Origin of the sequence: Pseudarthrobacter sp. PvP004, from assembly GCF_017876035.1 — a bacterium.
Classification (GTDB): domain Bacteria; phylum Actinomycetota; class Actinomycetes; order Actinomycetales; family Micrococcaceae; genus Arthrobacter; species Arthrobacter aurescens_A.
In genome coordinates this window covers 2,518,557-2,531,055 of record NZ_JAGINL010000001.1, presented here as the reverse complement: position 1 = coordinate 2,531,055, position 12,499 = coordinate 2,518,557, and the positions used below count along the sequence as shown (strand labels likewise).

General features: G+C 63.5%; 7 protein-coding genes and 1 pseudogene. 1 reads left to right on the top strand and 7 read right to left on the bottom strand.

What is annotated here, in order from left to right:
- The first annotated feature begins 176 nt into the window (after nucleotides 1-176).
- A pseudogene (locus J3A64_RS11335) lies at nucleotides 177-1,585 on the top strand (MFS transporter).
- A 69-nt stretch (nucleotides 1,586-1,654) separates the two neighbouring features.
- Here J3A64_RS11335 and J3A64_RS11330 read toward each other — a convergent pair.
- From J3A64_RS11330 to J3A64_RS11300, 7 genes are all read right to left on the bottom strand, one after another.
- A complete protein-coding gene (locus J3A64_RS11330) occupies nucleotides 1,655-3,526 on the bottom strand; it encodes a biotin carboxylase N-terminal domain-containing protein (protein ID WP_014921175.1) in 1,872 nt (623 codons plus the stop codon).
- A gap of 60 nt (nucleotides 3,527-3,586) precedes the next feature.
- Complete coding sequence (locus J3A64_RS11325) at nucleotides 3,587-4,258, bottom strand: nucleoside triphosphate pyrophosphatase (RefSeq protein WP_011774132.1); 672 nt, start codon at nucleotides 4,256-4,258, stop codon at nucleotides 3,587-3,589.
- A gap of 151 nt (nucleotides 4,259-4,409) precedes the next feature.
- Nucleotides 4,410-6,935 (bottom strand): MMPL family transporter, encoded by a 2,526-nt coding sequence (locus tag J3A64_RS11320; RefSeq protein WP_210064326.1) that lies wholly within the window; start codon nucleotides 6,933-6,935, stop codon nucleotides 4,410-4,412.
- A 1-nt stretch (nucleotide 6,936) separates the two neighbouring features.
- Entirely contained in the window at nucleotides 6,937-7,662 is a 726-nt protein-coding gene (locus J3A64_RS11315) for a TetR family transcriptional regulator (protein ID WP_210064325.1), read from the bottom strand.
- A gap of 139 nt (nucleotides 7,663-7,801) precedes the next feature.
- On the bottom strand, nucleotides 7,802-8,242 hold the full coding sequence (locus J3A64_RS11310) for a YbjQ family protein (RefSeq protein ID WP_011774135.1): 441 nt from the start codon (nucleotides 8,240-8,242) through the stop codon (nucleotides 7,802-7,804).
- Nucleotides 8,243-8,334: 92 nt separating this feature from the next.
- Nucleotides 8,335-9,768 (bottom strand): dicarboxylate/amino acid:cation symporter, encoded by a 1,434-nt coding sequence (locus tag J3A64_RS11305; RefSeq protein ID WP_011774136.1) that lies wholly within the window; start codon nucleotides 9,766-9,768, stop codon nucleotides 8,335-8,337.
- Nucleotides 9,769-10,787: 1,019 nt separating this feature from the next.
- On the bottom strand, nucleotides 10,788-12,470 hold the full coding sequence (locus J3A64_RS11300; protein WP_210064324.1) for a DUF885 domain-containing protein: 1,683 nt from the start codon (nucleotides 12,468-12,470) through the stop codon (nucleotides 10,788-10,790).
- Between the last annotated feature and the right edge of the window lie 29 nt (nucleotides 12,471-12,499).

Below are 12,499 nucleotides of genomic sequence, written 5' to 3'. Positions count from 1 at the left end.
GTGAGGCAATGGTGAGGTAATGTGGCGCGGACCACAAGGTGAGATTTTCTTGTGTGTCCGCATGTTGGACTTGGTTGTCCGGTCAATGGACAGCGGGAACTATTATTGAACTCTCGAATAATCCGTCGCCGGTAGGTTCTGGGGCATCGGCCGGCGCAAAAGAAAGCTGCAAATACATGTCTTCCACCGCACCATCCAAGGAAGGTGAGTCCACTAAGCCAGTGAACTCACGGGGCAAGGTGATCTTCGCGAGCCTGATCGGCACGACGATCGAGTTCTACGATTTCTACGCCTACGCCACCGCGTCAGTACTCGTCTTCCCCAAGCTCTTCTTCCCCGACGCCACTGACATCAACGCGCTGCTCAGTGCGTTCGCCATCTTCGGTGTTGCCTTCTTCGCCCGACCCATTGGCGCAGTGGTGTTCGGCCACTTCGGTGACAAGATCGGCCGCAAGGGCACCCTGGTCGCCTCGCTGTTGACCATGGGTATCGCCACGTTCCTCATCGGTCTCCTGCCCACGGCCTCCATGCCGGGATGGGCCATCCTTGCCCCGATCATGCTGGTTATCCTCCGCTTCTTCCAGGGCCTTGCTTTGGGCGGAGAGTGGTCAGGCGCAGCGTTGCTGGCCACCGAGAACGCCCCCGAAGGTAAGCGCGCCATCTACGGAACGTTCCCTCAGTTGGGTGCACCCATCGGCTTCATCATCGCCAACGTCATCTTCATCTGGATGAACGTGTCGCTCAGCGCGGAAGAGTTCCTTGCGTGGGGTTGGCGTGTTCCGTTCATTCTCAGCGCGGTGCTGGTTGTGGTGGGCCTTTACGTTCGACTGAAGCTGGTGGAGAGCGCCTCCTTCACCAAGGTGATCGAGCAAGAAAGGTGCAGAAGGTGCCCCTCGCCGCCACCCTCAAGAGCCACTGGCGCCCCGTGGTGGCCGGTACGTTCATCATGTTTGCCACCTACGTGCTGTTCTACATCATGACTACGTTCACGCTGTCTTACGGCACCAAGCCCACCCTGGCGGGTGCGCAGGCAGCCGCTGAGAAGGCCGGCACACCCATGACGGCAGAACAGATCGCGGCGTTCGTCCCCGGCCTGGGAATCACCCGGTCCGATTTCCTCTGGATGCTGATCATCGGCGTCGTCTTCTTCGGCATCTTCACCGTGGTCTCCGGACCGCTCGCTGAGAAGTGGGGCCGCCGCAAGTTCCTGCTGGGCGTCACCGCCGGCATCTTCGTGTTCGGTGCGCTCTGGTTCACCATGTTTGGTCCCGGCCAGGCAGCGGCGATGGTTGGCCTCATTGTGGGCTTCACGCTCATGGGCCTGACCTTCGGTCCCATGGCGGCGATCCTTCCGGAACTGTTCCCGGCCAACGTCCGCTACACGGGCTCGGCTGTGGCGTACAACCTGTCCTCCATGATCGGAGCCGCCCCGGCATCGTTCGTGGCAATTGCCCTCTGGTCCGCAGCCAACGGCAGCACGTGGCTGGTAGGTGTCTACATGGCCGCCGCTGCGGTGGTCACCTTCATCGCGCTCTGGCTGACCCGCGAAACCAAGGACATGGACTACGAGAACAACGTCGCCTAAGTACCCCGCTTACGACGTCGGCCCCGCACCAAACGGTGCGGGGCCGGCGTCGTTAAGAGGTTCTTGGCGTTAGTCCTCGATGGTCGCGATGACTGCGCCGGCGGCAACGGTCTCACCGGCGGTGGCAGCAAGGCCACGCACAGTACCGGCCTTGTGGGCAGTCAGGGGCTGCTCCATCTTCATGGCTTCCAGGACCACGATCAGATCGCCCTCGGCCACAACATCACCTTCCGAGGCTGCCACCTTGACGATGGTGCCCTGCATGGGGGACGTCAGGGCATTGCCACCGGCAGCTGCAGCCGTGGCACCAGCCGAGCGGGAGCGTTTCTTGGATTTGCCGGACTTGGAGCCTGAACCGCTGGAAACCGCGGCGACGCCGCCACCCAGGCCGGACGGCAGGACGACCTCAAGGCGCTTGCCGCCAACCTCGACGACGACGCGCTGGCGCTCACCGGCGTCGGGCGTTTCAGTACCGGCACCGCTTGCCGACCATGCCGGGAGGCTGTTGACGAACTCGGTCTCGATCCAGCGCGTGTGAACCTTGAACGGTCCTTCCGCCGGGGCAAAGGCGGGGTCGGTGACCACGGCGAGGTCGAACGGGATGACGGTGGGAATACCCTCCACCACCATCTCTTCAAGGGCGCGACGTGAACGCTGAAGGGCTTGCTCGCGGGAAGCGCCAGTGACGATCAGCTTGGAGAGCATTGAGTCGAAGTTGCCGCTGATGACGTCGCCCTGCTCAATGCCGGAATCGATCCGGACGCCGGGTCCCGTCGGGTTCTTCAGAGTGGTGATGGTGCCGGGGGCGGGCATGAAGTTGCGTCCCGGGTCCTCGCCGGTGATGCGGAACTCGAAGGAGTGGCCGCGGACCTCGGGGTCGTCATAGCCAAGCGCTTCACCGCGGGCGATGCGGAACTGCTCGCGGACGAGGTCGATGCCCGTGACTTCCTCGGAGACGCAGTGCTCCACCTGGAGGCGGGTGTTGACCTCAAGGAAGGAAATAGTGCCGTCCTGGCCCACCAGGAACTCGCAGGTGCCCGCGCCTAAGTAGTTGGCTTCCTTCAGGATGGCCTTGGAAGACTCGTACAGTCGCTTGTTCTGCTCTTCGCTGAGGTAAGGAGCGGGAGCTTCCTCCACGAGCTTCTGGTTGCGGCGCTGCAACGAGCAGTCGCGGGTGGAAACCACCACGACGTTGCCGTATGCGTCGGCCAGGCACTGGGTCTCAACGTGGCGGGGAGCGTCGAGGAAGCGCTCGATGAAGCATTCGCCGCGGCCGAAAGCTGCGACGGCTTCACGGACTGCGGATTCGTACAGCTCCGGGATCTCGTCCATGGTGCGGGCAACCTTGATGCCGCGACCACCACCGCCGAAAGCTGCCTTGATGGCAACGGGGAGGCCAAACTCCTCAGCAAACTTCAGGATCTCGTCCGCGGACTCAACGGGGTCGGCGGTGCCGGGGACCAGGGGAGCGCCCACCTTTTCGGCAATATGCCGGGCCTGAACCTTATCGCCCAAGGCCGAGATGGCCTCGGGGGACGGGCCGATCCACGTGATGCCAGCTTCAATGACCTTAGCCGCGAACTCGGCGTTCTCCGCGAGGAACCCGTAGCCGGGGTGGATGCCGTCGGCGCCTGACTGCTTGGCGACGTCGATGATCTTGTCCATCACCAAGTACGACTCGGCGGCGGTATTGCCACCCAAAGCGTAGGCTTCGTCGGCGAGGCGGACATGGAGGGCGTCGCGGTCGGGGTCGGCGTAAACGGCTACGGAGGCAATGCCTTCGTCCCGGGCGGCTCGGATGATGCGGACCGCGATTTCGCCGCGGTTGGCAATCAAGACCTTGGTGAGAGGGCTGGAAATGGGCTGCGCCGGGTTAGCTGACAAGTTGTTGACTCCTTCTGTCCTTGAGGAGCCTAGCGCGATTGTGAGGGTTCCGCCCATATTGATGGGGGATTCCGTGTGTGAGGCGATGTTCCTTTGTAGGGTTGCTACAAATTGCCTTTACTGGCTATTCGCGTCCCACAGCTCCGTGATGCCAACGTTCGCGTGGACCAGCAGGTCCCGGAGTGTGGAAATGGAAAGCCCGACGACGGCGTGCGGGTCGCCGTCCACCTTGCGGATGAAGGCCCCGCCCAAACCGTCGATGGTGAAGGAGCCTGCGCAATGAAGGGGCTCTCCAGTGGCGATGTAGGCGTCGATGTCGTTGCTGCTCATCCGGGCGAAGTGGACCTCGGCGCTCGAAACCGCTCCGACTGTGGCGCCCGTGCCTTCGGGGGTCTCGTCACCTGCTGCATCCTCGTCTGCGTCAGCGGCGGTGTCCCGGCAGTCAACCAGCCAATGCCCTGTATGAAGCACCCCCTGCGAGCCGCTCATGCGCAGCATCCGTTCCCGGGCGACCTCCGCCGTGTAGGGCTTACCGTGGGACTCGCCGTCGAACTCAAAGACAGAGTCGCAGCCGATGACCAAGGCACCTTCGGCTTCGGGGAGGGCTGCGACGGCTTCGGCTTTGGCCCGTGCCAGCAACAAAGCGGTGTCGTGGGCGTCCGTCACACCGTATTTTGCCTGCACCGCATCCTCATCAACGTCCGACACCAGGACGTCATGCCGGATCCCGGCTTCCGTGAGGAGCTTGGTGCGGGCAGGGGACTGGGAGGCAAGGATCAATCGGGTCACGCCTCCCAGCCTAATACGAACCCTCTCTCACATCCCGCGTGCTTACGGCGAACCCTCTCTCACATCCCGGGTGCTTAAACCGAACCCTCGCTCACTTGCCTGAAGCAAGTGAGCGAGCGTTCGGATATATCAGCTGTGATGTGAGAGAGGGCTAATGGACCAGTTCCTCGGATCCGGCTTTTGAACGGTCGCTCCGCTCCAGCTTGGCGCCTTCAACATCCACGTCAGGGAGGATGCGTTCCAGCCATTTGGGCAGCCACCAGGCCTTCTCGCCCAAGAGATACATCACTGCGGGGACGATGGTCATGCGAACCACGAAGGCGTCGATCAGCACACCGAATGCCATCGCGAAGCCAAGCGGCCGGACCATGGTGAGGTGGCTGAAGATGAAGCCGGAGAACACGCTGACCATGATGATCGCGGCCGCGGTGACAACGGCTGCCGCGTGGCTGAACCCGGAGCGGACAGCATGCTTGGCGGACTCACCGTGCATGAACGACTCCCGCATGCCGGATGTAATAAACACCTGGTAGTCCATCGCGAGTCCGAACAGCACGCCGATCAGGATGATGGGCAGGAAGCTCAGGACAGCGCCTGGATTGGCGACGTCGAAGATGCCTCCCAGCCAACCCCACTGGTAAACAGCAACCACGGCACCGAACGCGGCAGCGAGGGATAGCAGGAACCCGCCGGTGGCCAGCAGCGGCACCACGATGGAGCGGAACACCAGAAGGAGCAGCAGCAGTGAAAGTCCGACGACGATCGCCAAGTACGGCGGCAAGGCGGCGCCAAGTTTCTCGGACACATCGATGTTGCCGGCCGTCTGGCCGGTCAAACCGATTTTCACGCCCAGGTCCTCACTGATGCCGGTGCCCTTCGCGCGGAGATCGGACACCACCTGCACTGTGCCGGCGCTGGCCGGACCTTCCTTCGGGATGACCTGGAAGACGGCGGTGCGGCGGTCGTCGCTCAGTGCAATGGGAACGGCGGCGATGACATTCTCAACGCTGCGGAGCTGATCCGCGACGTCGAACTGCTTGTTCTTGGCATCGTTCTCGCTGAGGCCTTCGGGGAATTCGCCCACCACGATGATGGGCCCGGTCATGCCTTCACCGAAGCTGCTGCGGGTGAGGTCATACGCCTTGAAGGCCTGCGAATCGACCGGCTCGGAGCCGCCGTCGGGAAGTGCCAGCCGCAGCTGGGAGGCAGGCAGCGCCAAGGCACCTAACAGAACGACGCTTGCTACGAGGGCAACCCACGGACGACGCGTGACCAAACCACCCCAGCCTCCGCTGCTTCGCTTCTCTTCGAGTTCACGGTCGGCAGCTTCGTGGCCCGGCTCGGCGTTGTGCTTTTCGGCCTTGGCCCAAGCGCGCTTGGAGATAAGTCGGCGGCCGATCAGGGCCAGTACGGCGGGTGTCAGCGTCAAAGCCACGACGACGGCTACGCCGACTGTCGCTGCGGCGGCAACACCCATCACTGCAAGGAAGGGCAACCCGGGAACCACAAGGGCAGCGAGGGCGATGATGACAGTGAGGCCTGCGAACAGCACTGCGTTGCCGGACGTCCCGGTGGCCAGTGCTGCGGACTCTTCCCCGTCCATGCCGGCCAGAAGCTGTGTGCGGTGGCGGTTGACGATGAACAGGGAGTAGTCGATGCCGACCGCAAGGCCGAGCATCAGGGCAAGCATGGGGGAGATGGAGCTCATGTCGATCACGCTGGTGAGCGCGAACGTTCCGCCGACACCTACGGCAACGCCGATCAGCGCCATGACAAGGGGCAGTCCGGCCGCGATGAGAGTGCCGAGCATGAGGATCAGGACCAGGGCAGCCACAGCGACGCCCACGATTTCAGCTACACCGAAGATTTCCGAGACGTCCTCGGTGATTTCCTTGCTGGCATAGGCCGTGACGCCTGCCGACGAAACGCCGTGGACGATCTCCTGAACTTCCTCGCGGACGGCGGGGTCAACGGCGTTGATGGAGGTCTTGAACTGGACCTGTGCGATTGCGGCTTTGTTATCGCTGGACACAAAGCGCAGACCTTGAGAGGCTTCGAGCTGTCGCTTGCCCAGTGCCAGCGCTGTGGCGCCGTCGGCTGCTTCCTTGGTTCCGGCGTCGAGCTTTTCCTTGGCTGCGGCGAGTTCGGCGCGCTGCGGAGCCAGCTGCGCCTCAATCTGTGCCGACGTCAGGCCGGAGGCTGCCAGTTGCTGCTCGGCGCCTGCCAGTTGCGCTTCGCCCGCAGTCAACTGTGCGCGGGCGGCATCCAGCTGGGTCTGCCCTTCGGCGGCCTGAGCTTCACCGGCGGCGATTTCGCCGGCGGACTTGTCGAGTTGCTCCTGGGTGGTGAACGGGTTCACTGTTCCCTGCACGTCAGGCAGGGCTTCAAGCTTGGTGAGTGCAGCCGCGACCGCGTCTTTTTTGGCCTGGTCAAAGCCGGCATCTCCGGCGTCGAAGACCACGCTGGCAGAGCCGCCGGAGGAGTCGGGCAGGGCCTCTTTGAGTTTGTCGGCCATCTGCTGGGTTTCAGTGCCCGGAATGGTGAAGTTGTTGGACATGGTGCCGTGGAACGCTGCGGCCGAGCCGCCCACTGCCACCATGACGGCCAGCCATATGGAGATGACGAGCCAGCGGCGGCGATACGAAAACTTGCCGAGACGGTAGAGGAACGAGGCCATGTCAGAACCGATCTTTGGTGGTTGGAACGGAAGGTGAGGCTGTTGCGGCTTGTGGGAACGCGTTCGACGGCGGCGCGAAGCCGGCACCGAGGAGACCCATCGCATCGATGAGGTGCTGGCGGAGGACCGCCAGGGATTCCGCCGAGAGGTCGGGTCCGCGCTCGACGAACCAGACGGTCATCGCCGCTTTGCCGCAGGAGATCACAGAACCCGCGAGGGCATGAAGGTAGAGCTCGCTGATGCCCGTGCCGAGCCTGCTGCGGGCGGCGTGAATGATCTGCTCGGTGCAGTGTTCCCAGGCTTCCAATTCGGAGCGGGCCAGTGATCGGTTGTCCTGGGTCAAGCTGAACAACTCGGCCATGGGGGCAACGGACATGGGATCGGCCAGGGCCATGAGGGCGGCCTGCGCGGATTCGAGGATGGACTCGTCTTTGGGACGCAGCCGGAACTGTTCCAATGCGTGGTCCATGAAGCCGTCGGCTACGGACGCCAGCGCGGCTTCAAGGCTGGGGAAGTAGTTGAAAAAGGTTCGCCGTGATACACCCGCGCTGGCTGCGATGTCTTCCACGGTGAAATTGCCGGACCCGTTGCTGCGCAAAAGGTCCAGGGCGGCGGAGGCGATAGAACTGCGGGTGGCCGCCTTGTTGAGTTCGCGCCGTGAGGGCGCGGTGGTCTCAGCTGTGGCGGACGACTCCGCAGTGGCATCCTGGCTACTGGTTTGGGTCACATACTTACACTAAGTGCAAGTTTGCACTCTGCGCAATTTGAGCGGCTTTGAGCGCACGAAAAAACCCGCCTTCGTTTGCTCCCCTCCCCGTTGAGTGGAGAGGGGAGCAAACTAGGGCGGGATCAAAGGAGGGCTTGGCTCAGAACTGGTGCGGCGGCGCCGGAGGAGCCGGCGGGGCCGGGGGAGTGGGCTGGGCTGACTGCTGGGCCGCCGTCTTGGTCAAGTAGACAGACTGCCCGGTGGCTCCGGGTTCACCCTCCCCAAGAGGCAGCACGTACACGGCGGTTCCGTAGGCGCACACTTCGGTCCAGTTGGTGCCCATTTCCGAGGTGTCGAAACGCATGGCCACGATGGCGTTGGCGCCACGCTGCTGTGCTTCGTTGACCATGCGTGCCATCACTTCCTGGCGGCTTTCGTAGAGGGCCTTGGTCATTTCGGGCAGCTCGCCGCCGCCCAGGGAGCGGAAGCCGGCCAGCATCTGTGAGCCAATATCGCGTGAACGGACAGTGAGGCCCATGACTTCGCCAAAGACGGCGTCGATGCGGTGGCCCGGGATTTCGTTGGAGGTGACGATCAACATGGTCCGAGCCTATCCAGACTTGACCCCTTAAACGGGGAAATCCCCCGGGGAGAACTCCCCGGGGGATTTGCGCCGTTCCAAAGAGGCTGAGCCTAGGCCTTTGAGTCGGCCAGCTCGCGCTCGTTGTTTTCAGCCGCTGCCTTGTCGGCGGCGAACTCATCAGCGAATGCGGCGCCGTTGCGGGGTGCGTTGTAGAGCGACTCGTCCAAGATGCCTTGGCGCTTGGCCACGATGGCGGGAACCAGTGCCTGGCCTGCCACGTTGACGGCGGTGCGGCCCATGTCCAGGATGGGATCGATCGCCAGCAGAAGGCCGACGCCGGCCAGCGGAAGTCCCAGCGTGGACAGGGTCAGTGTGAGCATGACGACGGCGCCGGTGGTACCTGCCGTAGCGGCGGAACCGAGGACGGAGACCAGCACGATGAGCAGGTACTGGCTAAAGTCCAGGTTGATGCCGAAGAACTGTGCCACGAAAATCGCTGCAATGGCCGGGTAGATTGCTGCGCAGCCGTCCATCTTGGTGGTGGCACCGAGCGGCACGGCAAAGGAAGCGTAGCCGGAGGGGACGCCCAGGTTCCGCTCAGTGACGCGCTGCGTGAGCGGCAGTGTGCCGATGGAAGAGCGGGAGACGAAGGCCAGCTGCACGGCCGGCCAAACACCGGAGAAGTACTGCTTGACGGAGAGGCCGTGGACGCGGACCAGGATCGGGTAAAGGACAAAGAGCACCAGGGCCAAACCGATGTAGATGGCTGCGGTGAATTTACCCAGGGAGCCGATGGTGTCCCAGCCGTAGATGGCCACAGCGTTGCCGATCAGGCCGATGGTGCCAAGCGGAGCGATACGGATGATCCACCACAGGACCTTCTGGATGACGGCCAGTGCGGAAGCGTTGAACGTCAGGAAGGCTTCGGCCTGCTTGCCCACCTTGAGGGCTGCAACGCCGATGGCGATGGCGATCACCAGGATCTGGAGCACGTTGAAGTTGACTGCAGTGCTGACCGTTGTGGCGGCGTTGGCACTTTCAGTGACGGTGGAGCTGGCACCGAGTCCAAGGAAGTTCTTGGGGAACAGGCCGATCAGGAAGGCCCACCAGTCGCCGGTCTTACCTGTGTACTTGGCCTCTTCGGTGATACCCGTGGCTGCGCCGGGCTGCAGGAGGACGCCCAGCCCAATGCCGATCAGCACCGAAACCAGCGAAGTGATGGCGAACCAGAGCAGCGTGTTCCATGCGAGTCGGGCAGCGTTGGAGACCTGACGCAGATTCGCAATGGAGCTCACCACGGCGGTGAAAATCAAAGGAACGACGGCGGTCTGCAGCAACGAGACGTAGCTGGATCCGATCGTTTGGAGAGTAGCGCCGAGGCCGTTGGGGGCGGTCTTGGTGCTGCCCGTATACTTGGCAATAAGGCCGAGGACGAGGCCGATGATGAGGGCTGCGATGATCTGGACGCCGAAGGAACCGGCCCACTTGGGGAGCCGGAAGCCGGTCTTGCCAGCTGCTGGGGAAGTGTTGGTTGAGGTGCTCACCGGAACACGTTAGGTGCTTCTCAAATAACATAGCGAACGAACGTTGAGAAATGTTACGCGCGCTTGGGAACCTCGTTGCCGGTTCATCCCCGCATTTCCGGCCCTGAGTGGGGCGTGTGTGAAGTTATTCCCGGAAGCGGTGTGGCGATGATCTCTGCCGAAAGAGCGATCAGATGCGCGGGGCGGAAACGGCGCAGTCCTTGGTGCATAGGTGGTGTGCGGGACGGGAAGGGGTGCGCGGGGTGGGAATGAGTGTGTCTGGGACTTGGGGTTGCCCCCGCCCGGCTCCGTCCTGGTGGCGGCGTTGTAGCCAGCGCACCACTTTCCGCCGATCGCACCCGTAACCTCTGGTGCGAAATGGGGGAAAGGGTGCGCTCTTGGTATCGAAGGGGTGCGCGGGGTGGGAATGAGTGTGTCTGGGACTGGGGTTGCGCCCCTCGGCTCCGTCCTGGTGGCGGCGTTGTAGCCAGCGCACCACTTTCCGCCGATCGCACCCGTAACCTCTGGTGCGCAATGGGGGAAAGGGTGCGCTCCTGGCGACGAAGGGGTGCGCGGGGCGGGAAGGGGTGCGCGGGGCGGGAAGGGGTGCGCGGGACGGGAAGGGGTGCGCGGGGTGGGAATGAGTGTGTCTGGGACTGGGGTTGCGCCCCTCGGCTCCGTCCTGGTGGCGGCGTTGTAGCCAGCGCACCACTTTCCGCCGATCGCACCCGTAACCTCTGGTGCGCAATGGGGGAAAGGGTGCGCTCCTGGCGACGAAGGGGTGCGCGGGGTGGGAATGAGTGTGTCTGGGACTTGGGGTTGCCCCCGCCCGGCTCCGTCCTGGTGGCGGCGTTGTAGCCAGCACACCACTTTCCGCCGATCGCACCCGTAACCTCTGGTGCGAAATGGGGGAAAGGGTGCGCTCTTGACGCCGAAGGGGTGCGCGGGGCGGGAGCGGGCGCGAACCCGCCCAGCCCCCAGCTAAAGCCCGCCCCCAGTTAGAACCCGCCTAAAGGCCAATGGCCGGAAGCGCATGAGCCTCAGCCCAGCAGCGCCCGGCGCAGGACGTCCAAACCGACCGATCCGATGTTCAGCGCTTTGCTGTGGAAGGACTTCAAGTCGAAGCCTTCGCGGGATTCAAGCTCGGCGCGGATCTGCTCCCACAAACGCTGCCCCACTTTGTAGGACGGCGCCTGGCCCGGCCATCCGAGGTAGCGGGTGAATTCGAACTGGAGCTGGCCTTCGCTGATGTCGAGGTTGGCTTTGAGGAAGTCGAATCCCTTCTCGGGTGTCCAGGTGCCGGTGCCCCAACGTTCGGGGACGGGGAGTTCCAAGTGGACGCCGATGTCGAACACCACGCGGGCTGCGCGCATACGCTGCCCGTCCAGCATGCCCATATGATCGCCCGGGTCCTTGAGGTAGCCCAGTTCCAGCATGAGTTGTTCGGCGTAGAGTGCCCAGCCTTCGCCGTGGCCGGAAACCCAGCAGACGTTCCGGCGCCAGTTGTTGAGGAGTTCACGCCGGTAGGTTGCCGTGGCCACTTGGAGGTGGTGGCCGGGAACGCCTTCGTGGAACACCGTGGTGGTTTCGGACCAGGTGGTGAAGGTGTCTTCGCCGGCGGGTACGGACCACCACATGCGGCCGGGCCGGGAGAAGTCGTCCGACGGTCCGGTGTAGTAGATGCCGCCCTCGTCGGTGGGCGCGATCATGCACTCGAGGGTCTTCATGACGTCCGGGATGTCGAAGTGGACGTCGGCGAGTTCGGACACGGCACGGTCGGAGAGTTCCTGCATCCAGGCCTTAAGTGCGTCCGTGCCTTTGATCTGGCGGGCGGGATCGTTGTCGAGGATGCTCTTGGCTTCCTCGATCGATGCACCGGGCTTGATCTGGCCGGCAACTTTCTCCTGCTCGCTGATGAGCCGCTCGAGCTCTTGGACTCCCCAGGCGTAGGTCTCTTCCAGGTCGACTTCGGCACCGATGAATGAACGGGAAGCCAGGGAGTAGCGTTCGCGGCCCACGGCGTCCTTTTCGGGGGCGACGGGGAGGAGTTCGTCGCGGAGGAAGGCTCCCAGGGCGCTGTACGCTGACCGCGCGGCGGATGTGCCGGCGTCGAGCTTGTCTTGGACTTCGGCGGGCAGGGGCGCATCACCAAGGGATGCGTCTGCGGCCATCTTGGCGAAGAAGCCGTCCTCGGCGGCGTACCGGCCGGTTTGTTCGATGACGATCCGAATCTGGCGTGCTGCGGCTACCTTGCGGTCGTCTTTTGCGGCGCGCAAGGACGCAATGTAGCCCTCAATCGCACCGGGTACGTTGGCGGCGCGGCCCGCGATGTGCTCCCAGTGTTCAACCGTGTCCGTGGGCATGAGGTCGAAGATGGCACGGATGTCCTGGGCGGGCGAGGCGATGTTGTTGAGGTCGGCTGCATCCCAGCCGGACTGGTGGATTTCCAGTTCCAGGCCGAGTCGTTCCCGCATGGCATCGAGGGTGACAGCGTCCACATCATCGGAAGGCTCAAGGCCTGCCAGAGCATCCAGAGCCAACCTTGTGGCCTCCGCATGGGCTGCTGCCCCGGCCGGTGAGTAGTCCTGGTATTCGGTTTCGTGTCCCGGCAATCCCAGTGTGGTGGCGAAGCTGGGATTGAGTTCGATCAGCTTTTCTGTGTACGCGTCAGCGACGGCATCGATGGCGGACTTAGGGCGTACGGGAGTGTTTGCAGTAGTCACCCACAGAGCCTAACCGCGACGCCGCTTAC